This window comes from Pseudooceanicola sp. (assembly GCF_041987405.1).
GTDB lineage: Bacteria > Pseudomonadota > Alphaproteobacteria > Rhodobacterales > Rhodobacteraceae > Pseudooceanicola.
Genome location: NZ_JBHIWR010000001.1, coordinates 475093 through 501074, shown reverse-complemented (window position 1 = coordinate 501074; position 25982 = coordinate 475093). Strand labels below are relative to the sequence as shown.

The window sequence follows — 25982 nt, the reverse complement described above, 5'->3', positions numbered from 1 at the left end:
AGCGATTGGATATTCCCGGACCTGCCGCAATGCGGCACAGGCGCCGGGCCCGTCCGCGATTCGTCAGCCCTTCTGCCGGGCCTCCTGCCAGGCGCGCGGCGCCTTGAGGAAGGCCTCGACCTCGTTCAGCGTCTCGGCGTCGAAACTGTCGCGCCGCCGCGCCTCCGCCAGCACGTCCCACCACGTGCAGAGGTAATGCAGCGCCACCCCGTGATCGCCAAGCGTCTTCTCCGTCTCCGGGAAGATGCCGTAGTAGAAGATGACCGCGGTGTGCCCACAGGTGGCGCCTGTGTCGCGGATCGCGTCGACGAAGGAGATCTTGGAGCCGCCGTCGGTCGTCAGGTCCTCCACCAGCAGCACCCGCTGCGCTTCGCTCATCGCGCCTTCGATGCGGGCGTTGCGGCCGTACCCCTTGGGCTTCTTGCGCACATAGGTCATCGGCAGCGCCATGCGTTCGGCCACCAGCGCGGCAAAGGGGATACCGGCCGTCTCGCCACCGGCGATGTTGTCAAAGCTCTCCAGCCCCGCGTTGCGCATCACCGTGCAGGTCAGGAAATCCATCAGCGTCGCGCGGATGCGCGGGAAGGAGATCAGCTTGCGGCAGTCGATATAGGTGGGCGAGGGCAGGCCGGAGGCCAGGGTGAAGGGCTCGGTCGAGTTGAAATGCACCGCCTCGATGTCCAGCAGCATCCCGGCGGTCAGGCGGGCGATGTCTTCCTGGGCGGGGTAGGAGCTGGGGATCATGGTCGGGCCTTTCTGCGAATGGAGAGGGCGGATGCCTCCGGCGGGAGTATTTCCGGAAAGATGAAGATCAGGACCAGTAGACCGGAAATCCGGGGTCGAAGACGGTGACGGGGCCGACCTCGCAATCGATCTTCGCGGGGAAGGTCGTGGGCTGGTCGGATTTGGTGAGGGTGAGTGTCTCCTCGTTCGCGGGCAGGCCATAGAAGGCCGGGCCGTGAAGCGAGGCGAACCCTTCGAGCCGGTCGAGCGCGCCTTCGGCTTCGAATACATGGGCGAGGAGCGGCATGGTGTTGGTGGCGGTGAAACAGCCCGCGCAGCCGCAGGGATGTTCCTTGAGGTGATCGGGATGCGGGGCAGAATCGGTGCCCAGGAAGAACCGCGCATCGCCCGAGGTCGCGGCGGCAACCAGCGCCCTGCGGTGTTCCTCGCGCTTGGCGACGGGCAGGCAGTAGTAATGCGGTTTGATCCCGCCCACGAGGATGTGGTTGCGGTTGATGATCAGGTGGTGCGTCGTGATCGTCGCGCCGAGGCCCCTGTCGTTCGCGCGGACGTAATCGGCGGCGTGGGAGGTGGTGATATGTTCCATCACCACGCGCAGGCCGGGCGTCGCGCGGCGGATCGGGTCGAGCACGGTGTCGATGAAGACGGCCTCACGGTCGAAAATGTCGACCTCTGGCGAGGTCACCTCGCCATGCGTGCAAAGCGGCATGCCGATCTCGGCCATCTTTTCCAGCACCGCGCGCACCTTGTCGAAGTCGCGCACGCCGGAGGCGGAATTGGTGGTGGCGCCGGCCGGGTATAGCTTGACCGCCGTCGCGATCCCCTCCGCATGGGCGCGGGCCACATCCGCAGGATCGGTGTCCTCGGTCAGGTAGAGGGTCATCAGCGGCTGAAAGCTCATCCCCTCGGGCAGGGCGGCGCGGATGCGGTCGCGATAGGCGGCGGCATCGGCCCCGGTCACCACGGGCGGGACGAGGTTGGGCATGATGATGGCCCGGGCAAAGGTGCGGGCGGTTTCCGGCAAAACGGCTTCCATCATCGCGCCATCGCGCAGATGCAGGTGCCAGTCATCGGGGCGGCGGATCGTGAGGCTTTCGGTCATGCGAGGCGATTACCCCGTTCAGCCGGTCTTGGAAAGGGTGGGCGTCACTCTTCGCTCTGGCGCAGTGCCCGCAGGCGGCGTGCGAAACGCGGCGCCGTGTAGCGGGCGGTCACATGGCGGCAGAGCACCTCGATCAACCCGCTGCGGTCATGCGCTTCCAGCCGGGTCAGCAGACGCCGCAGATAGGGCAAGTGGTTACGGCGCGCCCGGAAGAGACCGGCGAAAAAGCGATCCGTCAGCCGGTCTTCGGCGGCCGCCTGGATCAGCGGAAACAGCCGTTTCATGAACAGCAGGTGCGATTGCAGCGCCTCGCCCATGTAGGGCATCCGGAATTTCGTGACATTGGGCCGGGTGAAAAGCGCCGCATGCATCGCGTCCAGCGGTTCTGCCGGGTCGTAGATCACGAAGGCCCGCGCCGCGCCGTCGATCATGTCGGGGGCAAAGCCGAAGCGGTCGGTGAAATCGGTCCGGCGCATATGGGTGAAGCGGTCGTCCCATTCGGTGACGCGGGGGTCCAGTGTCGCCTGCGGTTGGATCGCCACCACGGTGCTGCCCGGCGCCGCCACCGAAAAGGCCGCCGCCGCATAGCCGCAGGGGCCCGCGCCGTAAAAGACCACGTTGTCGAATTCGTCGAAGAAGCCCTCGTCGATCAGTTGGTCGAAATAGCCGTAGACCTCCGGCGCGCGGAACCAGGTGTCGCCGTCACAGGCCAGCAGCAGATGCGACCAGCCCTGGCGCTGCGCCAGGTTCCAGCCAAGGGGCTGGGCGGACTCGGTCAGCCCGCGCATCCCCTGCACGGTTTCGAAGGTCACCAGAAGGGTGCTGCCCGATTTGAGGAACGCCGCGAAATGCGACCGGCCCAGCCTGTCCGCCGCGCCCTCCATTTCGGCCCGGGCCATGACACGCCGCGTCCATTCCGGTTTGTCCAGGCCCGAAAGATCGGTGCGGGGAGGGGTGCCGTCCATCAAATGTCCTTGTGCGAATCGGATGTGGTATTAGGAAACCTTAACAAGTCTTGCCATCGGTTTCTGCTGCCGAAAAGGAGGGGGGTCGTGTCAGGCGCAAATCGGTGCCTGATCAAGCCGGGGTCCGGGCGCGGTAGCTATGTCTCCGGCGTCTCAAGCCGCGCCAGATTGGCGTAGTTGACCAGGAACCGCGCCTCCCGCAGGGGCAGGGCGCGGGTTGGTGGTGTCATCAGCAACCGGCCAAAGAGTGCGCGGAAGGGTTCCTGTTTCATCAGCTCTTCGAACTGGTTGTGACGCCAGGCCACCGATCGGTCATGAAGCCCGGCCAGCACCGGGTCCGCTTTCAGCGCCTCCAGCTCCGCCTGCATCCGGGGGGCCAGGGCCTGAATCGACAGGTCCTCCTCCTGGTTGAAGTTCCGCTCCACCCAGTAATCGACACCCAGCATGTGATCGGAATGCACCGCGCGGCCCCGGGCAGCTTTGAGCACATAACTCTCCATCGCGCCGAGCGGGTAATGGTTCAACTGGACATATCTGTAATTCGATCGCCCGTAGTTGGAGAAGATCCGCGTGGTGTGAAACTTCTCATCCAACTCGCGCCCCTCGCCATCGGCCCATCTGACTTGTGCCAGCCTGCCCTTGTCGGGCGCCCGGGGACGATGCACGCCGAGTTTCCCGTAGGTGCCGTCATTGCGGTAGAGCGTCTTGAACATGGCCGAGCGCCAGGGCCAGTACATCACCACCGGCGCGGCCTTGGTGAAAGTCTGGGTCACCGGCCGGTCGTGATAGCGAGCCTGCCCGCTGCAGCCGAACAGCCGCCAGGTCAGGGTGATCGCCGACGCCCAGTCCAGCGTCTCGATCAGTGCGCCTATGCTGCGGTCGCCGACATGGATGTTGACGAATTCATCAATATCCAGCGTGGCGATCCAGTCGGCCTGGCGTACGATCTCCATCCGGTCGGCGATCTTGTAGGCGGTGAACTGGATGCCGCCCTGATCATAGGGGCCGTCGTTGCGGACATGGGTCAGCAGGCCCATCTCCTCCAGCCGGTCCAGCATCTTGTCGCTGCCGTCCTGGCAATCGTTGGAAAAGACAAGGAAATCGGTGAAGCCACAGGCGCGGTGATGGGCCAGCCATTCCAGCAGGAAGGCGCCTTCGTTGCGCAGGGTCAGGACGGCAAGGACACGCATCAGCCGGGCCTCGAAAAGGTGACGACCTTGCCGTTGGAGCGGCGCGGATTGTAGGTGAGCCCGCCCTGGCGCATCGCGTCAAAGACCCGCTGTACGCCCTGCAACCCGATGTATTGCGGGTGCAGCTCGACAATCGCCGCGCGCAGGGTCGTCAGATCGAGCAGCGGCAGAACCATCTCCTCCGCCCCTTCGATGTCGCAAATCAGCACATCGGGCCGAAGCGCCGCGATGGTGTCGCGGGCGGGGCGGACGGGCACCTCATGGGTGCTGATTACATCCTCCACCGGGTCGGGCAGCATGGAGGAGGCGACAAACTCTCGCCGCACATAGAAGGTCGCCACGCCCTCTTCTCGCCCCAGAAGCGCGTGGTGCACGGTTGCGTTGGTGATGCCGTTTTCCGAATGAACCCGGCGGATACAGGGGATCAGTGCGGGGTTGGCCTCGAAGGCGTGAACTTCCGCCGGGGCGCAGTTCCTGGCCACGACCGAGGACATGTAGCCCATGCCGGCCCCCAGTTCGACCACCCGGTCGCCCTTTTGTACGACGCGCAGTGCGGCGGCGGTTTCCTTGTCCTCATAGCCGTTCTGGTCCAGCAGCCGCCGGGTCTTGTGCAGCATCGGCGGCAGGTCGGTCGGAAAGATCACGCCATGGCTGGTGATATGCGCGAGTTTGCCGTTGCTGGCCAGCCTCTCCCGCATCGCGGGGTCGGAGGAGCCGGGGAAGCGGTCGGAATGATCGACGGGGTCCATCAGCTCTCCAGATCCTGGGCAAGGGCATAGGCCACCCGCTCCGCCTCGTTCAGCCGGATTTTCAGCGCCTGCTCGTATAGCTCCTGAAACTCCGGTTTGTCATGCAGTTCCGCCGCCTTGGCCTGGTGCCAGGCAAAGCCCGTGTCATGCAGGCGACGCAGTTCCGGATCGGCCAGCAAGCGGTCCATCTCTGCCCGCAGGCGGGGCAGGTTTCGCTGGATCGTCACGTCGGTATAGTCGCACCAGTCCATCCGGATCCAGTAATTCAGCCCGATGGAGCGGTCGACATGCAGCGCCCGCCCGCGCTGCCGTTTGATCAGATAACTGTCGGCGGAGCGCAGGGCGTAATGGTTCAGTTGCAGCAGGTCATAGCCGATGGAGCTTTTGGAGCTGCGCCAGCCGTTCTTGAGCATCTCTTTCGTGGTGACGCTGCCATTGCCGTTCACCCACATGACCTTGCCCGCCATCTCTTCGTTCAGCTTGTTGGGCCGATGGCAGGACATTTTGGAATAGGCACCGATATTGCGGAAGAGCGTCTTGAAGCCCCAGACCGTATGCGGTTTGGGGCAGAATTTCGGGGCGCAGGCGGTGAACTGTTCGATCACCGGGCGATCGGCCAAGTCGGTCACCCCGCCATGCCCGAAGAGCCGCCAGGTCATCGCGACATTCGTCGCCTCCGGCACGGCGGCAAGGAAATCGTCCAGCGTGCCGTTGCCGCAGCGCACGTTGACGAATTCATCCACGTCGATATGGGCGATCCACTCGGCCTGCTGCAGCACCGGCTCCTCCAGCGCGGCATCCAGGGCGCACTGTTGCGGCGACTGGCCGGACCAATTGTCGTTATTGCGGTGCTGCACGATCCCCATCTGGTCGAGCCGCTGGAGGATTGTATCGGTCCCGTCGGTGCAGTCGTTGGTGTAGATCAGGAAATTGTCGAACCCGATGGCGCGGTGATAGGCGACCCATTCGACGATATAGGGCGCCTCGTTCTTCATGCAGCCGACGATCACCCGCCCGGTCGAGCCGGGGGGCAGGGCGCGCGGCGCGGCGGGCGCATAGGGGGCGGCGCGGTCCTCCTCGTTCACCCGGCCAAGGCGGTTGTGCGGCTTGAAGGAGGAGCGTTGGAGCGAGGCGTATTTCTCGACGGCCAGGGGCGACATGATCGCCCGGGCCTCTTTCGACAGGCCTGCCACGGCGTCCTCTGCCGCGCTCTCGGCCTCGCTGGCGTGATGATCGGCCTTCGCGGCCTCGGTCGTCGCGCGCTCCACCCGCCAGAGCCAGGCCAGCAGGTATTGCGAGGCGCGGAACCCCCGGTGAGGTGCGGGCTCGCCCCAGCCATGACGGCCCGGCGGGACCTCCGGCACCGGCAGGTCCAGATCCGGATGCCGGTCGTTCAGCGCCTGGATCCCCGCGCTGAACCGACCCGCGACGAAAGCCAGGCTCGCCGGGTCGATCGGCGCACCGCCGACACGGATTTCCTCCAGAAACTTCCGCCAGAGGGGGCGGGGCAACACATGATCGCCAAGCGCGAGTAATCGGATCAGCAGGTCGTTCATCTCGCGCGAGCGGGCCAGCCATTCGGCGGAGGGGGGCTGTGGCGGCGTCCAGGGCTCGGCCTTGCCGATCTGGTCACGGATATCAAAGGCGGCGCGAAGCTCCTCCGTCACCTCCGGCGCGGACCAGCGGGCTGGGTCATAGCGGCGGAAGCGAACGGCGCCTGCGCCGAAGGTCCCCTCCCAGAACGCCTCAAGCGCCTGATAGTCCAGCCAGAAGGCCGGGCCCTGCACCTGCGAAAACACACCCCTGTCGGGATCGGAGCGTGGCGTCGCCGCCATGCAGGCCTGCCACCAATCCCGCTCCTTCATGAGCCCGATTTCCAGGTCCAGCCCTCGCGCGCGCCCCTCGAAAACCTGCGCCGCGTAATTCCAGGCCAGCAGCCGCGCCGGATCGTCCAGATGGGCCGTCACCGTGATGTCGTCCGAAAGCGGCGTCAGCATGTCCCGCAGCCGCTCCAGCTCCGCCCGCGCGGTCAGGCCAACCCCAAGCTGCGCGGCCGAGAGGATAAGCACATCCGGCTTCGCCCGCGCCACATCCCGGGCCAGCCCCTCGGCGATCTGGCTGCGCAACTCTTCCTGACGGTCCGGGTCGCCGAACCCCCGCGCCATGCGCAGCGGCTCCGGCCGGTCCGGATCGGTCACTGCCATGAACAGCCGGGTATGGTTCTTGGGGCCCGGGCCGCGCGGAAACAGCACGCCCTTGCCCTCCAGTTGCGCGCGCTTGTCGGCCAGCACCTCCTGCAGGCGCAGCACGCCGCAGCCCTCCAGCCCGATATGCAGATGGATCTTCACGCCCCGCCCGACGCCGTACCGGACGCCCCGGGCGCATCCTTGGCCTTCGTGTTCGCATTCGCCGTGCCCCACCACGAAATCGGATGACCGATATGGCCGCCCAGCAATTCCGCCGCCTCCGGATCGGCCACGTTGAGCCGCAGGTAGATATCATCCCCGCCAAAGAACCGGTCGAGAAAGGCGTAATGCCCCTCGATCCAGGCCAGCCGCTCATGCTCCTTACCGCCATAGCCCACGGGCAACCCGGGCAGGCTGTTCCGCTCCAGCCGCTTCACCAGGTTGTTCCATTTCACCATGGAGGCGCTCAGCGCCGCTGGATCCCGCCATGAGGCGACAAAGCGGACCCCGGGATGATGCCGCGCGATGGCCTCGATCACCTTGGCATCCATCTGCGGATAGGCCGGGTTGCCGTCGTGCAGGGCAGAGATTTCGCCGAAACCGTCGAACTCCTCCAGCCGTGCCAGCGGATCGCCGCAGCGGAAGAAATCCTCATACATAACATGGGCCGTGAACAGCCCCTTCAACTCCGGCTTGGCGGTCAGCTTGCCATGCAACCGGTGATCCACGGTATGCAACCCACTTTCGCTCAGCGCCTTGCCAAGGGTGGTGGTGCCCGATTTCGGCAGGCCCAGGTTGACGACGCGCAGCCTCTCCATCAGCGGGCCTCCGACAGGGGCGCAAAGGGCGAGGGCGGCGGCGTCAGGCCGAGTGAGACCAGCAGCGCCTCCTCCGCCGGACAGAGCGTGCCCGCCTGTTTCAACTGATCCCGCATCGCCCGATACTCCGGCTGCGCCAGCAGCGCATTGCGTTTGGCGCGGTGCAGGTCGCAGGCCTCCTCATGGAGCGCGCTCACCCCCGGCAGGGCCTTCAGCGCCGCGATTTCCCGTTCCAATGCAGGCAGATAGCGCAGGATCGACCGATCCTCGTAGGCCACATCATTGCGCTCGCGCCAATAGCTGTCGTCAAAGGCCCGGTTCTCGCGGTTCACGTCCCCGCGGTCGTTCTTGACCAGGTAACTGTCCAGCGACCGCAGCGCATAGTGATTGAGCGTCGCCAGACGTCGTGCCCCTGCCGCCGGGAACTTGCGGATGCGGCGCGCATTGGCGGCGACCAGAAACCGCGGCGGTACGGGGCGGCCCGACCCATCGGTCCAGGTCGGCTTGGCCCGCACCTTCTTGACCGGAAAGAACGGCCGATGTGCCCCGTAATACTGCAAGGGAAAATCTCGTCGAACCAGTGTCTTGACCTCGATCGCGAACTCGCCGCACCAGATGTCGGGGTTATGGCTGCGGTGGAACTGCGCGATCACCGGGCGATCCTCGAACGCCTCGACCCCGCCATTGGCCATCATCTGGAAATGCACCGAGATCGCTTGCGGGTTGCCGCAGGCCTCGATCAGCGCCGGGATCGTGTAATCGCTCACATGAATGTTCAGAAACTCGTCCACATCGGCGATCCAGACCCAGTCCGCCTCCGCCACCAGCGCCTGTTCGCGCGCGTCCTTCAGCGCCTCCATCTGGTAATTGCGACCTTCCGCCGGATTGGGCAGATGCGTCACCACGCCGGCATCAGCCAGAGCATCCAGCATCCGATCCGTCGCGTCGGTGCAATCGTTTGAATAGAATAGGAAATCCGTCACGCCGATCAGGCGGTTGAAGGCGATCCATTCGATCAGGAACGGACCCTCGTTTTTCACGCATGTCACGGCGGTAACGCGCATGACCCCACCCTTGCCCGTTCGGGCCCCACATCATCATCTGTCCCGGAACCTGCTCTCGGGCCCTAGGTGTGCCCCGTGACCCAGGCCCGGAACATCCTTGTTTGCTTGCGCGGAGTTTCGCACTTGCCCGTCGCTGCGTCAACGTTTCGTCGGCCCGCAACCCGCCCCCGCTACATCTCGTAGACTTGACCCCGCCGCGCCCGCATGCAGTTCTTTCCCGAACCGGAGGACACCATGACCGCGCCAAGTTCCATCGACGACGTCCAGACCATGCTTGCCGGGCAGGATTACGTGGCGGGCCGCGCCCTTGCGACCGTTGTCTATCTCGCCCTGCGCCTGGGAAAACCCCTCTTCCTCGAAGGCGAGCCCGGCACCGGCAAGACCGAGATCGCCAAGGCCATCGCCACCGGCCTCGGTCGTCGCCTGATCCGCCTGCAATGCTACGAAGGGCTGGATGCGGCCTCCGCCGTCTATGAATGGAACTTTCCGGCGCAGATGGTCGCCATCCGCACGGCCGAGGCCGCGGGCAGCGCTGACCGCGACCTCCTCCAGACGGAGCTCTTCTCCGCCGACTATCTGACCGAACGCCCCCTCCTGCAGGCCATGCGCTCGCAGCCCGAGGGGCCGCCCGTCCTGCTAATCGACGAGTTGGACCGCACCGACGAACCCTTCGAGGCCTTCCTGCTGGAGGCGCTGTCGGATTTTCAGGTCACGATCCCGGAACTCGGCACCATCAAGGCGCCAGAGCCGCCCATTGTCATCGTCACCTCCAACCGCACGCGCGAGGTGCATGATGCCCTCAAGCGCCGCTGTCTCTACCACTGGGTCGACTACCCCGACTTCGCCCGTGAGATGGAAATCCTCACCGCCCGCGCGCCCGAGGCCTCCGAGACCCTTTCGCGCGAGATTGTCGCCTTCGTCCAGCGCCTGCGCACCGAGGATATCTTCAAGAAACCGGGCGTCGCCGAAACCATCGACTGGGCGAAATGCCTGCTCGCCCTTGATGTGATCGAACTGTCGCCCCAGACCATCGCCGACACCCTCGGCGCGATCCTCAAGTATCAGGACGACATCGCAAAACTCGAAGGGTCGGAGGCCAAGCGCCTGCTGGACGAGGCCCGCGCCACGCTCGCCCCGGCATGACGGGCCTGCTTTCTTTTTGCCGAAAATATCCCGGGGTCGGGGGCAGCGCCCCCGTCGACGGTAACCGCCATGCCTGAGATTCCCGATCTCGCCCTCCCCGATCACCCGCGACTGGCCGAAAACATCACCCATTTCGCCCGCGCCCTGCGCAAGGCGGGTCTGCCGATTGGACCAGGCCGCACCCTCGACGCCATCCGCGCGGTCGAGGCGGCAGGCTTTACCGACAAGCGCGACTTCTACTGGACGCTCCACGCCTGCTTCGTCTCGCACCCCCAGCATCGCCAGACCTTTGCCCAGCTCTTCCGCCTCTACTGGCGCGACCCGCAGTACATGGAACATATGATGTCCATGATGCTGCCCGCCATCCGTGGTGTGCAGGAGGAGCGCGTCGCCGAAGCGGCGGAGAAACGCGCCGCCGAGGCGTTGCTGGACGGGGCCGACCAACCCGCGCCGGAGCGGGAGGAGGAGCAGGGCGAGGAGACCAAGATCGAGGTCGACGCCTCGCTCACTATGTCCGAAGAGGAACGCCTCCGCTCGCTCGATTTCGAGCAGATGTCGACGGAGGAGATCGCCCGCGCCAAGCGGATGCTGGCCAAGCTGACCCTGCCGGTGAAACCCATGCCAACCCGCCGCCGTCAGGCTTCGCCCCGCGGCGCGCGCATCGACGCCGCCCGCACCCTGCGCGCGGCCATGCGCAACGGCGGGGAAATCCGCGACCTCGCACGGCATGTCCCGCGCACGCGCTGGCCTGCTCTGGTCGCGCTCTGCGACATCTCCGGGTCGATGTCGCAATACAGCCGTATGGTGCTGCACTTCCTGCACGCGGTGGCCAATGAAAAGGGCGCGGGCTGGGCAAAAGTCCACGCCTTCACCTTTGGCACCCGGCTGACCAATATTTCCCGCCACCTCGCCAACCGCGACGTCGATCAGGCGCTGGCCGCCGCCGGGGCAGAGGCCCGGGACTGGGAAGGCGGCACGCGGATCGGCGATTGCCTGCACGACTTCAACCGCGACTGGTCCAGGCGGGTCATGGGGCAGGGGGCGGTGGTCCTGCTGATCACCGACGGGCTGGACCGGGGCGATCCGGCGGCTCTGGAACATGAGGTGCAGCGCCTGCACCTCTCCGCCCGCCGCCTGATCTGGCTGAACCCGCTGCTCAGATGGCAGGGCTTTGCGCCCAGGGCGCGCGGCATCGCCGCGATGCTGCCCCATGTCGACAGCTTCCGCGCCGGCCATTCCATCGCCACGATCGAGGATCTCGCCCAGGCGCTCTCCCGGCCCGAGGATCAGGGTGAGAAATCACGGTTAATGGCCATGCTAAATGCCTGAAAACACGGTTGCTATTGGATAACAGTGAACCAATTCGGGTGATCCGGCGTTTTTTTCACAGGTCCGCGATGTGCGGAGAAGGAAAGGAACACGACCATGACCTCCACGTTTCTGAAATCCACCACGGCGATCGTGCTGAGCCTCAGCCTTGCCGTCCCGACAATTCCCATGGCCCAGACCGCCGCCGAACTCGAAGCCGCGCTTGGCGTCGATACGACCGGCATGACGGAGGCGGAGCTCGAGGCTCTGCGCCAGCAACTCGCCGAAGAGCAGGCGCAGGCAGAGGCCGAAGCCGCAGCAGAGGCAGAGGCCAACGCCGCAAATGACACCGCTGCAGCCAGCGATGAGGCCACCGAACAGGCTCAGACGGCTGAGGAAGAGGAGTCGCTGATCGACCGCGCCGTCGGGGCCGTCACCGAAGGCGTCGAGGCGTTGACCGGCGACGATGAAGCCGAAGCGACTGCCGAGGCGGAAGCCGAAGCCGCGCCCGAAGCGCAGGCGGCAACAGAAGAACCCGCCGCAACCGAAGACCCGGCCGCAGACGCCGCCTCTGAAACCACGGCCGAGGCCGCGGCAGACACAAACACCGAAGCCGAGGCAGACGCCACCGCGGATGCAGATGCCACAGCGAACGCCGAAGGTGAGGCCGACACGACGGCGCAGGCCGCGGACGAACCCGCGGCAACGGATACGCCCGAAACGGCCCCTGAAACGACGGCTGACGCAACCACCGATAGCGAGGCCACGGCGACCGCGGAGGCCGGGGGTAGCGCCAATGCGACCACCGATGCGGAGGCCAGCACCGACGCGACTGCGGATGCGCAGACCGACGAGACCCCGACCGAACCCACGGAAGAGCAAAACCCGGTGGCCGAAGCGGTCGATGAGGGCCAGCAGCAACTGCAGGCCGAGGTCGACGAGCTGAAAACCCAGCTCGACGCGTTGACCAACGAAAGCGCCGAAGAACAGGCCACGCGCCAGGCCGCGACCGAAGCCGAAGCAGCCCAGGAACAGGCGACGTCTATGGCTGCCACCGCTGATGCGGATGCCGAGGCTGCCGAGGTCATCGAACAGACCGTGACCGAGGAAACGGCGCGCTCCTCCTCCGAGGAGTTCGAAACCAGCGCCACCGCCGCCGCCCCGGCAGCCGAGGCGGAGGACAACAGAAGCGGGCTCGACACCATTGGCAAGATCGCCCTCTTCGGACTGGGCGCGCTGGCCGTCGGCCAGATCCTGAACAACGGGTCCGAGGTAGTCTCGAACTCCGGCGACCGCGTGGTCGTGCAGCAGCCGGATGGCAGCTACAGGGTCTACAAGAACGATGACGTTCTGATGTTCCAGCCGGGCACCGACGTGAAGACCTACGCCTATGACGACGGCTCCACCCGTACGGTGGCCACGCGCGAGGACGGCACGCAGATCGAAACCGTTCGCGCCGCTGACGGCACGGTTCTGCGCCGCACCCGTATCCTGGCCAATGGCAACCGTGTCGTCCTGTTCGACGACACCCAGGTGGCGCAGCAGGTCGAGGTGAACCAACTGCCGCAGACCGACCGCGCCGACCGATCGATCAATTTCCAGCAGGCGCAGGAAGAGGAACTTCGCGCCGCGCTGCAGGCCCGCCTGCCGCAGGAAATCGACCGTCGCTTCTCGCTCAGCCAGGTGCGCAACATCACCGCGGTGCGTGATCTGGTGCCCGAAATCGACGTCGACAATATCAACTTCGAAACCGGCTCCGCAACCATCCGGCCCGACGAGGCGGAGGAACTGGCCCAACTCGGCACCCTGATGCGCCAGACGATTGAGGAGAACCCGGGCGAGGTCTTCCTGATCGAAGGTCACACGGACGCCGTTGGCGCAGCCAGCTACAACCTCGCTCTGTCAGACCGCCGGGCGGAAAGCGTGGCGCTGGCGCTGACCGAGTTCTTCGACGTCCCGCCGGAAAACATGGTGGTGCAAGGCTATGGTGAGTCGGACCTCAAGATCCGCACCGCCGGAGCCGAACGCGAAAACCGCCGCGCCTCCGTCCGCCGGATCACGCCGCTTCTGACCGGCAGCTGATAAAGGGCGGAAAGACTAAGGAAAGAAGGCCGGGCAGGGTATCCTGTCCGGCCTCTTTCGGCCCAATCTGGGGATAGGGTGCCTCGAACGAAGTGAAGCCTGGGCCGATGCCCGCATCATTACAGTTTTCGGTGAAGGATTCCTTGATCCCAATCATGTGAGCGCCGATATTGGCCATCTGTTGCCGATGCCTTCGGGTACGCGGGCAGGCGCATGCCGATGGAGGAGGCCGCGATGGACAGGACACCGGAACAGGCGCTGGACTGGCACCGCGCAGGCAAGGGTGCCGCGCTGGCCACGGTGGTCGAGACCTGGGGCAGCGCCCCGCGTCGCGTCGGCGCCATGCTGGCGGTCTCGGGCGAGGGGGATCTGGCGGGCTCCGTCTCGGGCGGCTGCGTCGAGGGGGCGGTGGTGACCGAAGCCTTCGAGGCGCTGGAAACCGGCAAGAGCGTGGTGCTGACCTATGGCGTCTCCGATGACGATGCCTTTGCCGTGGGCCTGGCCTGCGGCGGCACGATCCGCATCCTGCTGCAACCCGTCGGCTTTGACGGCGGTCTGCCCGTAGCGACGCTGGAGGCGCTCTGCCAGGCGCGGGAGCGGCGCGGGCCCGTCGCCCATGTCATCGACACCGAGAACTGGACGAGCAAGATTGCCGGTGCAGAGGACTATCCCGACCGGTTCCGCGCCGACCGCTCCGGGTTCGAGGAGGACGCGAAAACCTTCGTCGCCATCCACAACCCGCCCCTGCGCATGACCATCGTCGGGGCCGTCCATATCGCCCAGGCGCTGGTCCCCATGGCCCGCATCGCCGGATATGATCCGCTGATCATTGACCCGCGCCCCGCCTTCGCCGCCGAAAGCCGCTTTCCCGGCGAGACGATCATCGACGACTATCCCGACGAGGCGCTGAAACAACGTCCGCTGGATACCCGCACGGCCCTCGTCCTGCTGACCCATGACCCCAAGATCGACGATCCAGCGCTGGAGCTTGGCCTGCGCTCCGGTGCGTTCTACATCGGGGCGCTCGGCTCCACCCGGACCCATGCGAAACGGGTCGAACGTCTGACGGCCAAAGGATTTACCGAAGCGGAGATCGCCCGGATCCACGCCCCCGTCGGCCTCGACATTGGCGCGGCGGGACCGGAGGAGATTGCCGTGTCGGTCATCGCCGAGGTCACGCGCGTCTTGAGGAAGGGCGCCTGAGGTGAAATTCGGCCCCGTTCCCCTGGATGAGGCGGAGGGCGCGATCCTTGCCCATTCCGTCGGCACCGCCTCCGGCCGTCTCCGCAAGGGTCAACGGCTGACCGCCACGCAGCTGGACCAGATGCGGGCGGAGGGACTGGCGGAGGTGATCTGCGCCCGCCTCGACCCCGGCGATGTGGGAGAGGACGAGGCCGCCGCCCGTCTGGCCAGGGCGCTGGTCCCCGATCCCGCGGCCGCGCATCTGCGACTGACCGATCCCTTCACCGGCCGCGTCAACCTGATTGCTGACGTTGCCGGCGTGGTCGACCTGGACGTGGCGGCGATCACCGCGCTCAACCGGATCGACCCGATGCTGACCGTCGCCACCGTGCCGCAGATGCAGCAGATGACGTCGGGCGGCATGGTCGCCACGATCAAGGTGATTTCCTACGCCGTCCCTGGCGCGGCGGTGGCGGAGGCCGAGGCCCTGCTGCGGGATCGTACCGCCCTGCGCCTGCGCCCCGTCTGTCTGCAAAGCGCGCGCCTGATCGTGACGACCATCCCCGGCGGGGCGGGTGAGAAGGGCGTGAAGGCCATCGCCGCACGGCTGGAGGCGCTTGGCATGACGCTGACCGATACCGTGACCGTGCCGCATCGGGAGGATGACCTTTCCGCCGCCCTGACCGCCGCATCCGACGCGGACATGACGCTAATCCTCACCGGCTCGGCCACCTCCGATGCGCAGGATGTTGCCCCGGCCGCGCTACGCCATGCGGGAGGGCAGGTGGAACGCTTCGGCATGCCGGTCGATCCGGGCAATCTGCTGTTCGTTGGTGATCTGGCGGGGCAGCCGGTGATCGGCTTGCCCGGCTGTGCCCGGTCGCCCGCGCTGAACGGGGCGGACTGGGTGCTGTCGCGTATCGCCTGCGGCGTGCCGGTGACGGATTCGGACATCGCGGGGATGGGGGTCGGCGGGCTGCTCAAGGAAATCCCGACGCGTCCGCAACCGAGGGCGGGCCGTAAGTCGGGGTGACCGGGCCTGCAGGACTGCTGACCGACAGGACCGAACAAAAGAAAAGCGGCCCCGCAGGGCCGCCCGTTCGTACCGTCATGCGGCGAAGCTTACTTCACCGGACCGATCATCATGACCATCTGGCGGCCTTCCATCTTCGGCATGTTCTCGACCTTGCCGATTTCCTGGACATCTTCCGCCACGCGCTCCAGCAGTTCCCGCCCGAGGTTCTGGTGCGCCATCTCGCGTCCGCGGAACCGGAGCGTGACCTTCACCTTGTCGCCTTTTTCGAGGAATTTCACCACGTTGCGCATCTTGACGTCATAGTCATGCGTGTCGGTGTTGGGGCGGAATTTCACCTCCTTCACCTCGATGACCTTCTGGTTCTTCCGAGCTTCGGCCTCGCGTTTCTGCGTCTCGTATTTGAACTTGCCGAAGTCCATGATCTTGCAGACCGGCGGATTGGCGTTCGGAGAGATTTCGACAAGGTCCAGATCGGCCTGCTCGGCCAGCTCAAGGCCCCGTTCGGGCGTCACCACGCCGAGGTTTTCACCTTCTGCGCCGATGAGGCGGATTTCGGGGCAACGGATGCGATCGTTCACGCGGGGGCCGGTATCACGGGTCGGCGGCGCGTTGTGAGGTCTGCGAGCTATTTTTCTGGTCCTTTTGTGGCCGGTGTTCGTGAGCGCGTAAACTAGTGTCGCAAGGGTGGCCTTTCAAGCGACAAATGGACGAAACCGCCGCCCCGGCCCAATTCGGGGCTGCCCGAACGCGCCTGGCGTCGGGCGGTCCGACGTCGCGCGGCGCAGCCTAGAGGGGCAGGGCAGTCGTGGATTTGATCTGTTCCATCGAGAGCAGGGCGGTCACGTTGTGGATCTTCACCTCTGTGATCAGCGCCTGATAAAACACGTCATAGGCCTTTGCGTTCGGGACCCGGACCTTCAGGATATAGTCGATGTCCCCGGCCAGCCGGTGCGCCTCCTGCACTTCGGCACGTTCGCGCAGCGCCTTGAGAAAGGCCGCCTGCCAGGCCGCATCATGCTCCGAGGTGCGGATCAGCACGAAAAAACAGGCCTCAAACCCCAGGGCATCGGCATCCAGGATCGCCACCTCCCGGGTGATGATTCCCCGCTCGCGCATCTTGCGGATGCGGTTCCAGACAGGGGTCTTCGACGACCCGACGGTCCGGGCGATATCTTCGATCGACGGGGTGGTGTCCTGCTGCAATTGCAAAAGGATTTTCCTGTCGAGTTCGTCTAACTGGTCCGCCATTCCGATATTCCTCTCGTTCGCGGGATTCCTGTCTTCGACCTGCTTTGGCAGGGAAAATCGTTCTTATTTGGGCCGCGCACTGGTGTGACACAGGGAATATTTCCTATTCTAGAGGGGTGTCAATCCAGACCGAAAGGCCGAGCCAATGCAGCACTTCCCGATCTTCCTCGCCATGGCGGACGCCCGTGTCCTGCTGTCGGGCGGCGGGGCGGCGGCGCTGGCCAAGCTGCGTCTGCTGATGAAGACACCGGCGCGGATCGAGGTCTACGCCGCCAATCCCGCGCCCGAGATCACCACCTGGGCCCGCCAGCACCGTCTTCGCCTGTACCAGCGCGACCTGCAGCGCGGGGATCTGAACGGCGCGACCCTTGTTTATGCCGCAGATGAAGATGATGCCATGGATGCCCGGACGGAATCCTTCGCCCGCGCCGACGGTGTGCTGGTCAATGTGGTCGATAACCTGGGCGCCTCCGACTTCATCACCCCCGCCATGGTCGACCGCGCACCGGTCACCGTCGCTATCGGCACCGAAGGCACCGCGCCGGTCCTGGCCCGCAAGATCAAGGCCGCGCTCGAAGCGGACCTGCCGGTCGCCACTGGCCCCCTGGCCCGGGCCGCAGCGGAGTTCCGCACCCGGGCGGAGGCGCTGCCCCATGGCGAGGCCCGCCGCCTGTTCTGGTCGGACTGGTTCGATCATGCAGGCCCCGCCGCCCATGCCGATGCGGCCGACCTCGACGCGGCGCTGACCGCGCTGCTCGACCAACATCTGTCAGGTCATGGCACAGCCCCGCGCGTCACCCTGGCTTGGACCGGATCCGACGATCCCGACCTGCTGGTGATGAAGACCCGCCGCGCCCTCGATAGTGTCGATGTGGTCATTTATGATGCAGATATCGCTCCCGAAATCCTGGAATTGGCCCGGCGCGAGGCGGATTTCTTGACGCTGCATTATGCCCCGTCTATCCCGCCCCTGCCGCAACTGCTCGCGCAGCACGCCAAGGGGGGACGTCATGTCCTCTACCTCTCGTGTCGTCCGATCGGCGAGGCCCTGGCAGCCGCGACCCGCGCGGCCGGTGCTGATGTCACAATGATCCCCGGCCTTGCCGCCGAAACCGTTACTCAGAGACAGGAGCAGGCCTGATGCCCCGCGCCTTTACGCCCAAAGTGATCACCGCCAACGCCCTTCTCGAAGGTGATGTCGTCTACCTGACCGAGGATGACCGCTGGAGCCGCGACCTCTCCGAAGCGGAACTGCTGACGGACGAAGCCGTGGCCGAAGCCCGGTTGATCGACGCCTCGCGCCGTCAGTCGGAAATCGTCGGTGCCTACCTGGCCGACATGGTGGGCGGCGATGGCGGTCCTGAACCTACGCATTTCCGCGAGGACTTCCGCCGCACCGGCCCCTCCAACTACCACCACGGCAAGCAGGCGGAGGACCTGTCCCGGACCTGATCCGGGACCCCGCCACACGCCATTCCCCCGAACGACCCACCCAACCCCGAAGAGGCCCCGGCATCGAAAGGGGCACGGAAGGACCCGCACCATGTATCGCTACAACGACTTCGACACCGCCTTTCTGGCAGAGCGGAACGCCCAGTTCCGCCAGCAGGTCGAACGCCGCATCGACGGATCGCTGACGGAGGATGAATTCCGCCCACTGCGCCTGATGAACGGCCTCTACCTGCAACTGCACGCCTACATGCTGCGTGTCGCCATCCCCTATGGCACCCTGCGGTCGGCCCAGATGCGGCAGCTGGCGATGATCGCGGACAAGTGGGACAAGGGCTATGGGCACTTCACCACCCGTCAGAACATTCAGTACAATTGGCCCAAACTGCCGGATGTGCCCGATATCCTCGATGCCTTGGCCGAGGTGCAGCTGCACGCGATCCAGACCTCCGGCAACACGATCCGCAACGTCACCGCCGACCATTTCGCCGGCGCCGCCGCGGACGAGATCGCCGATCCGCGTCCTGTGGCCGAACTGCTGCGCCAATGGTCCACCGATCACCCGGAATTCCAGTTCCTGCCGCGCAAGTTCAAGTTCGCCGTCACCGGCTCGCCGAACGACCGTGCCGTGACCAAGGCGCATGACATCGGCGTGCGGATGATCCGCAATGACAAGGGCGAGCCGGGCTATGAGGTTCTTGTCGGTGGTGGCCTGGGTCGGACCCCGATGATTGGCAAGGTCATCCGCGACTTCCTGCCGCCTGAAGACCTGCTGCCCTATATGGAGGCGATCGTCAGCGTCTATAACCTGATCGGTCGCCGCGACAACAAGTACAAGGCGCGGATCAAGATCACCGTGCATGAAACCGGTCTGGACACCTTCCGCGAGAAGGTCGAGACCCGCTTTGCCGAGATCAGGCCTGCCTTCAGCGGCGTCGATCAGGAGATGCTGCGCGAGATCGAAGGGCATTTCGCCCCGCCGGCCTTCCGCAACGCCCCGACCGATGCCTATGAGGCCGCGCGCGACGCCAACCCCGCCTTCCGCGCCTGGGCCGATACCAACCTCGCCGCGCACCGGGCCGAGGGCTATGCCATCGTGACCGTCTCGCTCAAGAAGCACGGCGCGACGCCGGGGGATGCCTCGTCTGATCAGATGCGCGTGCTGGCCGACCTGGCCGAGCAATTCGGCCATGACGAGTTGCGCATCAGCCACGAACAGAACGTGATCCTGCCGCATGTCCACAAATCCGACCTGCCGGCCCTCTATGCCGGCCTGCGCGAGGCGGACCTCGCGACGGCCAACATCGGCCTGATCTCCGATATCATCGCCTGCCCGGGCATGGACTATTGCGCCCTGGCGACCGCCCGGTCGATCCCGGTGGCCCAGGAAATCGCCGAACGCTTCGAAGAGCTGAAGCTGGAACATGACGTTGGCCCGCTGAAGCTGAAGATCTCCGGCTGCATCAACGCCTGCGGGCATCACCATGTCGGGCATATCGGCATCCTCGGCCTCGACCGGGCAGGGGTGGAGAATTACCAGATCACCCTGGGCGGCGACGGCACCGAAGAGGCCGCCATTGGCCAGCGCACCGGCCCCGGTTTCGCCTATGACGAGATCACCGACGCAATCGAGCGGATCGTGCGGGCCTATCTTGAGCATCGCGAAGGCCCGGACGAGACCTTCCTGATGGCCTACCGCCGACTCGGGCTCGACCCGTTCAAGGCCGCGCTCTACGACGACGCGAAGGCCAAAGCTCATGCCGCCTGAAGCCGCGATAGATTTCAGCGCCCCCGTCCTGCCCGAACAGGCGGAACGGGTGGCCGCGCTCAACGACCGATACCGCCACCACGGCGCGACATCGGTGCTGGAGGGCGCGCTGAACGATCCGGAGGCCGGGCGCATCTCGCTCGTTTCCTCCTTCGGGGCGGAATCGGTGGTCCTGCTGCACCTCGTGGCCATGGTCGACCCTGCGACGCCGGTTCTGTTCATCGACACCCAGATGCTGTTTCCGGAAACGCTGGACTATCAGGCCGAACTGGCCGAACGCCTGCATCTCCAGGATATCCGCGTCATCCGCGCCAACCCGCTGGAGCTGACCCGCGAAGATCCGGACAGCGACCTGCATCAGTTCAACACCGATGCCTGCTGCGACCTGCGCAAAACCCGGCCACTGCAGAAGGCCCTGGGCGATTTCGACGGCTGGATCACCGGGCGCAAGCGGTTCCAGGGTGCCACGCGTGCCGCGTTGGAGTTTTTCGAGGCCGACGGTCCACACCGGATCAAGGTCAACCCGCTGGCCCATTGGGAACCGGACGATGTCCGCGCTTACATGGAGGAAAACCGCCTGCCGCGTCACCCGCTGGTGGCCCGGGGCTATCCCTCCATCGGCTGCGCGCCCTGCACCTCGCCGGTGGCCCCGGGCGAAGACCCCCGCGCCGGACGCTGGCGCGGCGAAGACAAGACGGAATGCGGCATCCATTTCGTGGATGGCAAGATGGTGAGAGGAGGCGGCGCATGAGCGTGCTGGTCACTGACAAGGGATTCTCCCGCGATGCGGATGCCCTGACGATATCCGGAACGGTGCTGGACCTCGCGTCCGACACGGACCCCGAAACGGTCGATTTCGACGGCGCGGATGCGATCCGCGTGGACTTCCCCAGCTTTGCGGACGGGCGCGGATTCACCATCGCCTCCGTCCTGCGTCGTCGGGGCTTCTCCGGCCGCCTGCGGGCTGCCGGGCATGTCATCGCCGATCAATACACCATGGCCCGCCGGTCGGGGTTCGACGAGGTGGAAATCTCCGACGATCTCGCCGCCCGCCAGCCGGAAGAGCAATGGGCCTTCCGCGCCAGCTGGCAGGCCCATGACTATCAGTCGCGGCTGCGCGCGGGCTGACACACTTTCACTTTCTCGCATGAGACGATAGAGGGAGCGGCATGAGCCGAGACCATATGACCGAGACACTTGTGACCGAAACTGCGACCCCCCGGGTTCCGACCCTTCCCGACGCCCAGACCGTGACCTTCGTTAAGCACTGGACAGATCGGCTCTTTTCCTTCCGCTGCACGCGCCCAGCCTCGCTGCGGTTCCGCTCCGGCGAATTCGTGATGATCGGGCTCATGGGCGAGAACGGCCGCCCGCTGCTGCGCGCCTATTCCATCGCCTCGCCCTCCTGGGACGAGGAGCTGGAGTTCTATTCGATCAAGGTCCAGGACGGCCCGCTGACCTCCCGACTGCAACACCTTCAGGTCGGCGACGAGATCATCCTGCGGCCCAAACCCGTCGGCACGCTGGTCCACGACGCGCTGCTGCCCGGCAAACGCATCTGGTTCTTTGCCACCGGCACCGGGTTTGCCCCCTTCGCCTCGCTCCTGCGAGATCCGCAGACCTATGAGGATTATGACGAGGTCATCATTACCCACACCTGCCGCGAAGTGGGCGAACTGCAGTATGGCGCCGAGCTGATCGAGAGCATTCGCAACGACGAAATGCTGCAGGAACTGATCGGCGAGGAAAACCTGGCCAAGCTGCGCTACTACCCCACCACCACCCGCGAAGAGAGCCCCAAGATGGGCCGCATCACCGACCTGATGCGCTCGGGCGAGGTTTTTGCCGATCTCGGCATCGACCCGATCGCCCCGGAGACCGACCGGGCAATGGTCTGCGGCAACCTGGCCTTCAACCTCGAGATCAAGGAACTACTCGAAGGCTACGGGCTGCGCGAGGGCGCCAACTCCGATCCCAAGGAATACGTGGTCGAAAAGGCCTTCGTCGACTGAGGCCTGGCGTCGGCAACGCCCCGGGGCCTGTCCGGGTCCACATCGGCCTTCCTAACCCTGTCGTCCTCGGGTCAATCCCGAGGACGACGCCCCGCATCTGACGGTCCGACGCCCGCCGCCCCGCGGATCCCATCCCCTCTCCCCTCGGGGGAGAGGGTTAGGGAGAGGGGGCGTGAGAATGGAAGAGCGAGTGCACAGCGACCAAACGCCACCCAGCATCTCAATCCTCATAATCCCGTCCCGACCACCCATCCGCCGCGCCAAACATTTCGGCCACCATCTGACGGTCGACCCGTCGCCATTCGGCAGTCCCGCGCGCCATTGGCGGAAAGGCGCTCAAATCAGTCCGCTGGACACAGGGCGGCGGACCGCGAAGCCGACGGGGCTATCATTCCCCGGCCAGCGATGAGTCGCGGAGCAGGTTGAAATGTGGGGCAAATCCGACATCCGACCGTCGACGACGACTCATCCCCATTTTCCGGTAACAAGGAACAAGGTCATGATGCGCAATCTTCCAGCAATGGTCTGTGCCGCTGTCCTCGGCGTCACCGCAGCCCATGCCTCCAGCAATCCGAACCAGCCCGCGATCGACGCCTGCATCGACGCCCTGATGTCCTCCGGCAAGGCCAGCGCACCCGGGGGCACCGTGCTTGGTTCGTCCTTTTCCGAGGCCGGAACGCAGGTGATCCTGCAGGACGGCGGCGGCGCGACCTGGAACTGCATCGCCTACAAGGACGGGGCGGTCGGTGTTCTGGAACCGGCGACGCAGGATATGGTCGATGCGGCCCAATCCGCGCCCTCGCCATCGGATTATCAGGAACAGGTGCACTTCGCCTCTGGCACCTCCAGCGCCACGCTGACCCGGACCATGGAGCCGGGCGGCGCCTTCCAGTTCGTGCTGGGCGCCCGGAACGAGCAGTTTCTGAAGGTGATGGTCAGCCCCCATTCGGGCGAGATATACTACACCATCCGCAACCCCGATGGCTCGATGCTGTTGGATGGGACCGATACGGACACCCCCTACGAAGGTCAGCTCTGGCAAAGCGGCGATCACATCGTCGAGGTGGTCAGCAAATCTTCCGATCCGATCACTTACGACATCACATTCGAGATCAACTGATCACCGGTGTCGGTCCGCCGTGTGGCGGGCCGGCGCTCGTTTTTGACATGTATCTGGCAATCCGGTTCAGGTGCCGTAGGCCTTGATGTTCCCCATGACATCCTCCGCCGCCGCGACCAGCGCATCGGCCACCACCGCGCATTGCGCCTGTGTCAGGCGGGCGGGCAGGCGGGTGTCGCAGGCCCGCATCAGCATGGCGCGCGTCTTGGGCAACTCCGGCAGATCGCCCAGGAACTGCCAGTTCCAGAAGGCCCGCGCATTGTCCGTCGACATGCCGAAGACCTGAACCTTTACGCCCCGCGCCGCCGCCGCATCCTGAAAGGCGCGGGTTTCGTCATCCGTGAGGCCCACGAGGTTGAACTGCAGCGAATCCGGTGCGCGCAGCTCTGCCTCCAGCTTTTCTGGCACGGTGATCCAGGGCGAGCCCTCGATGATCGCTGCCACTTGATCATGGTTGCGCCGCCCGTCGCGCACCCGGCGGGACAGTTCCGGCAGTTGCGACCGGGCAATCGCCGCGCTCATGTTCGACAGGCGCAGGTTGTAGAGCGGCAGCTTGTTCTGCCAGCGTTCCAGCGCCTCGACCAGGTCGTTGGAGTTCTCGCCATGCCGCGCCTTGTGCTTCTTCCACATATGTTCATAGGCGCCCGACATGATGATCGCCCGGGCCACCGCATCGGCGTCATTGGCGATCAGGATGCCGCCCTCGCCGGAATTGACCATCTTGTAGGACTGGAAGGAAAAACAGCCGATCTGCCCGATCGTGCCGATCTTGCGCCCGTTCCACAGCGTGCCAAGCGAATGCGCCGCATCTTCGATCACCGGGATACCGGCGGCGTCGCAGGCCTCCATGATCGCATCCATATCCGAGGTATGGCCGCGCATGTGGCTGATGAGGACCGCCTGAACGGTCGGCAGCTTCGTCAGGAAATCTTCAAGGTCGATGCGGTAGTTCTCGCCGCATTCACAGAGCACCGGTTCGCAATCCGCATGCACGATCGACGAGGGGACAGCGGCAAAGGTAAAGGCCGGAATCATCACCCGCGCGCCGCGCGGCAGGCCAAGCGCCTTGAGAGACAGGAAAAGCGCCGCCGAACAGGACGAAACGGCCAGCGCGTACTTCGTACCCATCATCTCGGCAAAGTCGGTTTCCAGCAGGGTGACCGGGGCATTCTCCGGCGCCGTGTAGCGGAACAGATCCCCGGAGCTCAGCAGGCGCTCGATCTCAACGCGCGCGGTTTCAGGGATGGGCTCTGCATCGTACACATTCGGCGGGAGAGTCATCTTTTCGGCTTTCCTGAAGTCTCTTTTCGGGAAATCTAAACGAAGAGCCGGACACAGTCGAATGAAAACTGCATGACGGGTGCACGGGGCCGGTCCTTCTTTTTGCCGGAAATATCCCAGGGGTGAGCGGCGCAGCCGCGAGGGGGCAGCGCCCCCTTGTTCAACGGACAGTGAAAAGACCGACCCCGGCTCAGACGCCCAACCGGTCCCGCAGGGCGAACCAGCTCATCGCGGCATAAAGGAAGGGCACCCGCAGCGCCGGGCCGCCGGGGAAGGGCACATTGGGCAGCTGCGCCATGGCGTCGAACCCTTCGGCCAGCCCGCCGACGGCCCGTGCCATGAGGTATCCCGCATGGGTCGCCGTGCCCAACCCATGGCCGGAATAGCCCGAGGCCGACAGCACATTCGGCGCCAGCCGGGCGAAATAGGGCAGGCGTTTCATGGTGATGGCCAGGGTGCCGCCCCAGGCGTAGTCGATCTTCACGTCGCGCAGATGCGGATAGATCTCCGTCATCGGCCGCCGCACCTTGGCGGCAATATCGGACGGGAAGCGATAGCCATAGCTCTCCCCCCCGCCGAACAGCAGCCGCCCGTCGGACGACAGCCGGTAGTAGTTCACGACGAACTTGTCGTCCGCCACGGCGATATCCTGACCCAGTACCCGGGCGGCCTCCGGGCCGAGCGGCTCGGTCGCGGCAATGAAATTGTTGATCGGCATGACCCGCGCCGCCACCTTGCGATCCAGAGTGCCGAGGTAGCCGTTGCAGGCGATCACGACGTGATCGGCCTCCACATGGCCCGCGCCGGTTCGGACCACGGCCGGACTGCCCTGGTCCAGGTGATGCACTTCGGAGCGCTCAAAAATCCGCACCCCCGCCGCCTCGGCCGCCCGCGCCAGGCCAAGCGCGTATTTCAGCGGATGCAGATGCGCCGCGCCGCGGTCGATGATCCCGCCCTTGTAGGCAGGCGAGGGGATGATCCGGGCAAACTCCGCATCATCCGGGACCTCGATCTTGGGATAGTCATAGCGCGCATTCAGATGGGCGGCATAGTCGTGCAGGTGATGCACCCCCGCGCGGGTGGAGGCCGTCCAGGCCACGCCGGGCTTGATCTCCGTCTCGATAGCGTGCCGCGCGATCAGGGCCTTGGTGAACTCCTTGGCCTCCTCACCCAGGGCCCAGTAGCGCCGGGCGTCCTCCAGCCCCACCATCTTTTCCAGCACCATCTGATCCTGCCGCTGGCCAGAGCCAAGCTGCCCGCCATTGCGTCCCGAGGCCCCGAACCCGACGCGCTGCGCTTCCAGCAGGATCACCGACAGCCCCGCCTCCGCCGCATGCAGCGCGGTCGAGAGCCCGGTATACCCCGCTCCGATCACGCAGAGATCCGCCCGCGCCGCCCCCTTAAGCACTGGGAAGGGGGGCAGCGGCGTCGCGGTGGCGGCATAGTAGCTGGGTGGGTACTGACCGGGGCGGTCGTTGGAATGCAGCAGGTTCATGGCAAGGGGGTCGCCCTGCGGGCGATGCCGTCGGCGAGAG

Annotated in this window: 25 protein-coding genes; 12 read left to right on the top strand and 13 right to left on the bottom strand. The window is 65.6% G+C overall.

All coding sequences use genetic code 11. The features are described 5' to 3' along the window. Positions 1-63: 63 nt before the first annotated feature. The 8 genes from ACFC2Y_RS02410 to ACFC2Y_RS02375 all read right to left on the bottom strand — a co-directional run bounded on the left by ACFC2Y_RS02410 (position 64) and on the right by ACFC2Y_RS02375 (position 8818). Positions 64-744, bottom strand: a complete 681-nt coding sequence (locus ACFC2Y_RS02410; protein ID WP_375173459.1) for an orotate phosphoribosyltransferase — start codon at positions 742-744, stop codon at positions 64-66. Positions 745-811: 67 nt separating this feature from the next. Beyond that, positions 812-1846, bottom strand: a complete 1035-nt coding sequence (pyrC, locus tag ACFC2Y_RS02405) for a dihydroorotase (protein ID WP_375173458.1) — start codon at positions 1844-1846, stop codon at positions 812-814. A 44-nt stretch (positions 1847-1890) separates the two neighbouring features. Then, positions 1891-2811, bottom strand: coding sequence for a phosphoadenosine phosphosulfate reductase (locus ACFC2Y_RS02400; RefSeq protein WP_375173457.1), 921 nt, complete (start codon positions 2809-2811; stop codon positions 1891-1893). Between the two features lie 137 nt (positions 2812-2948). Beyond that, complete coding sequence (locus tag ACFC2Y_RS02395) at positions 2949-4001, bottom strand: glycosyltransferase family 2 protein (RefSeq protein ID WP_375173456.1); 1053 nt, start codon at positions 3999-4001, stop codon at positions 2949-2951. Further along, positions 4001-4750, bottom strand: a complete 750-nt coding sequence (locus tag ACFC2Y_RS02390) for an FkbM family methyltransferase (protein WP_375173455.1) — start codon at positions 4748-4750, stop codon at positions 4001-4003. Before ACFC2Y_RS02390 ends, ACFC2Y_RS02395 begins: the two co-directional genes overlap by 1 nt. Further along, positions 4750-7098 (bottom strand): glycosyltransferase family 2 protein, encoded by a 2349-nt coding sequence (locus tag ACFC2Y_RS02385; RefSeq protein ID WP_375173454.1) that lies wholly within the window; start codon positions 7096-7098, stop codon positions 4750-4752. Before ACFC2Y_RS02385 ends, ACFC2Y_RS02390 begins: the two co-directional genes overlap by 1 nt. Then, the gene (locus ACFC2Y_RS02380) at positions 7095-7754 is read right to left on the bottom strand and encodes a hypothetical protein (protein WP_375173453.1); all 660 of its coding nucleotides are present in this window, start codon (positions 7752-7754) and stop codon (positions 7095-7097) included. Before ACFC2Y_RS02380 ends, ACFC2Y_RS02385 begins: the two co-directional genes overlap by 4 nt. After that, positions 7754-8818 carry a glycosyltransferase family 2 protein gene (locus tag ACFC2Y_RS02375; protein WP_375173452.1) on the bottom strand — a complete coding sequence of 355 codons (1065 nt, stop codon included), beginning with the start codon at positions 8816-8818 and terminating at the stop codon, positions 7754-7756. The genes ACFC2Y_RS02380 and ACFC2Y_RS02375 overlap by 1 nt, the downstream gene beginning before the upstream one ends. Positions 8819-9052: 234 nt before the next feature. Between ACFC2Y_RS02375 and ACFC2Y_RS02370 the strand changes: the two genes are divergently transcribed. The 3 genes from ACFC2Y_RS02370 to ACFC2Y_RS02360 all read left to right on the top strand — a co-directional run bounded on the left by ACFC2Y_RS02370 (position 9053) and on the right by ACFC2Y_RS02360 (position 13351). Continuing rightward, on the top strand, positions 9053-9961 hold the full coding sequence (locus tag ACFC2Y_RS02370; RefSeq protein ID WP_375173451.1) for an AAA family ATPase: 909 nt from the start codon (positions 9053-9055) through the stop codon (positions 9959-9961). A 69-nt stretch (positions 9962-10030) separates the two neighbouring features. Next, positions 10031-11290 (top strand): VWA domain-containing protein, encoded by a 1260-nt coding sequence (locus ACFC2Y_RS02365; protein WP_375173450.1) that lies wholly within the window; start codon positions 10031-10033, stop codon positions 11288-11290. Positions 11291-11386: 96 nt separating this feature from the next. Further along, positions 11387-13351, top strand: coding sequence for an OmpA family protein (locus tag ACFC2Y_RS02360; protein WP_375173449.1), 1965 nt, complete (start codon positions 11387-11389; stop codon positions 13349-13351). On the opposite strand, the gene ACFC2Y_RS02355 is transcribed toward ACFC2Y_RS02360, so the two are convergent. Next, positions 13326-13529 carry a hypothetical protein gene (locus tag ACFC2Y_RS02355; RefSeq protein WP_375173448.1) on the bottom strand — a complete coding sequence of 68 codons (204 nt, stop codon included), beginning with the start codon at positions 13527-13529 and terminating at the stop codon, positions 13326-13328. The genes ACFC2Y_RS02360 and ACFC2Y_RS02355 overlap by 26 nt on opposite strands. A gap of 56 nt (positions 13530-13585) precedes the next feature. Here ACFC2Y_RS02355 and ACFC2Y_RS02350 point away from each other — a divergent pair, with 56 nt between their 5' ends. Both ACFC2Y_RS02350 and ACFC2Y_RS02345 read left to right on the top strand, forming a co-directional pair. Next, positions 13586-14554: an XdhC family protein gene (locus tag ACFC2Y_RS02350; protein WP_375173447.1), complete on the top strand. Its 969-nt coding sequence runs from the start codon at positions 13586-13588 to the stop codon at positions 14552-14554. A 1-nt stretch (position 14555) separates the two neighbouring features. Continuing rightward, the gene (locus ACFC2Y_RS02345; RefSeq protein ID WP_375173446.1) at positions 14556-15566 is read left to right on the top strand and encodes a molybdopterin-binding protein; all 1011 of its coding nucleotides are present in this window, start codon (positions 14556-14558) and stop codon (positions 15564-15566) included. An 89-nt stretch (positions 15567-15655) separates the two neighbouring features. Here the strand turns inward: ACFC2Y_RS02345 and infC are convergent, their stop codons facing one another. After that, positions 15656-16198 carry a translation initiation factor IF-3 gene (gene infC / locus ACFC2Y_RS02340; RefSeq protein ID WP_375173741.1) on the bottom strand — a complete coding sequence of 181 codons (543 nt, stop codon included), beginning with the start codon at positions 16196-16198 and terminating at the stop codon, positions 15656-15658. A 157-nt stretch (positions 16199-16355) separates the two neighbouring features. Further along, positions 16356-16817, bottom strand: a complete 462-nt coding sequence (locus tag ACFC2Y_RS02335; protein ID WP_375173445.1) for an Lrp/AsnC family transcriptional regulator — start codon at positions 16815-16817, stop codon at positions 16356-16358. A 145-nt stretch (positions 16818-16962) separates the two neighbouring features. Here ACFC2Y_RS02335 and ACFC2Y_RS02330 point away from each other — a divergent pair, with 145 nt between their 5' ends. The 7 genes from ACFC2Y_RS02330 (at position 16963) to ACFC2Y_RS02300 (ending at position 23166) form a co-directional block, all read left to right on the top strand. Continuing rightward, on the top strand, positions 16963-17958 hold the full coding sequence (locus ACFC2Y_RS02330) for an NAD(P)-dependent oxidoreductase (protein ID WP_375173444.1): 996 nt from the start codon (positions 16963-16965) through the stop codon (positions 17956-17958). Next, complete coding sequence (locus ACFC2Y_RS02325) at positions 17958-18269, top strand: DUF2849 domain-containing protein (protein WP_375173443.1); 312 nt, start codon at positions 17958-17960, stop codon at positions 18267-18269. Before ACFC2Y_RS02330 ends, ACFC2Y_RS02325 begins: the two co-directional genes overlap by 1 nt. A gap of 91 nt (positions 18270-18360) precedes the next feature. After that, positions 18361-20034, top strand: a complete 1674-nt coding sequence (locus ACFC2Y_RS02320; protein ID WP_375173442.1) for a nitrite/sulfite reductase — start codon at positions 18361-18363, stop codon at positions 20032-20034. Next, positions 20024-20785 carry a phosphoadenylyl-sulfate reductase gene (locus ACFC2Y_RS02315; protein ID WP_375173441.1) on the top strand — a complete coding sequence of 254 codons (762 nt, stop codon included), beginning with the start codon at positions 20024-20026 and terminating at the stop codon, positions 20783-20785. Before ACFC2Y_RS02320 ends, ACFC2Y_RS02315 begins: the two co-directional genes overlap by 11 nt. Then, on the top strand, positions 20782-21162 hold the full coding sequence (locus tag ACFC2Y_RS02310) for a DUF934 domain-containing protein (protein ID WP_375173440.1): 381 nt from the start codon (positions 20782-20784) through the stop codon (positions 21160-21162). The genes ACFC2Y_RS02315 and ACFC2Y_RS02310 overlap by 4 nt, the downstream gene beginning before the upstream one ends. 56 nt (positions 21163-21218) lie before the next feature. Then, a complete protein-coding gene (locus ACFC2Y_RS02305; RefSeq protein WP_375173439.1) occupies positions 21219-22046 on the top strand; it encodes a ferredoxin--NADP reductase in 828 nt (275 codons plus the stop codon). A 499-nt stretch (positions 22047-22545) separates the two neighbouring features. Next, positions 22546-23166: a hypothetical protein gene (locus tag ACFC2Y_RS02300; protein ID WP_375173438.1), complete on the top strand. Its 621-nt coding sequence runs from the start codon at positions 22546-22548 to the stop codon at positions 23164-23166. A 66-nt stretch (positions 23167-23232) separates the two neighbouring features. On the opposite strand, the gene ACFC2Y_RS02295 is transcribed toward ACFC2Y_RS02300, so the two are convergent. Together ACFC2Y_RS02295 and ACFC2Y_RS02290 are read right to left on the bottom strand one after the other, a co-directional pair. After that, positions 23233-24447, bottom strand: a complete 1215-nt coding sequence (locus ACFC2Y_RS02295; RefSeq protein ID WP_375173437.1) for a DegT/DnrJ/EryC1/StrS family aminotransferase — start codon at positions 24445-24447, stop codon at positions 23233-23235. A gap of 190 nt (positions 24448-24637) precedes the next feature. Continuing rightward, complete coding sequence (locus ACFC2Y_RS02290; RefSeq protein WP_375173436.1) at positions 24638-25942, bottom strand: NAD(P)/FAD-dependent oxidoreductase; 1305 nt, start codon at positions 25940-25942, stop codon at positions 24638-24640. Between the last annotated feature and the right edge of the window lie 40 nt (positions 25943-25982).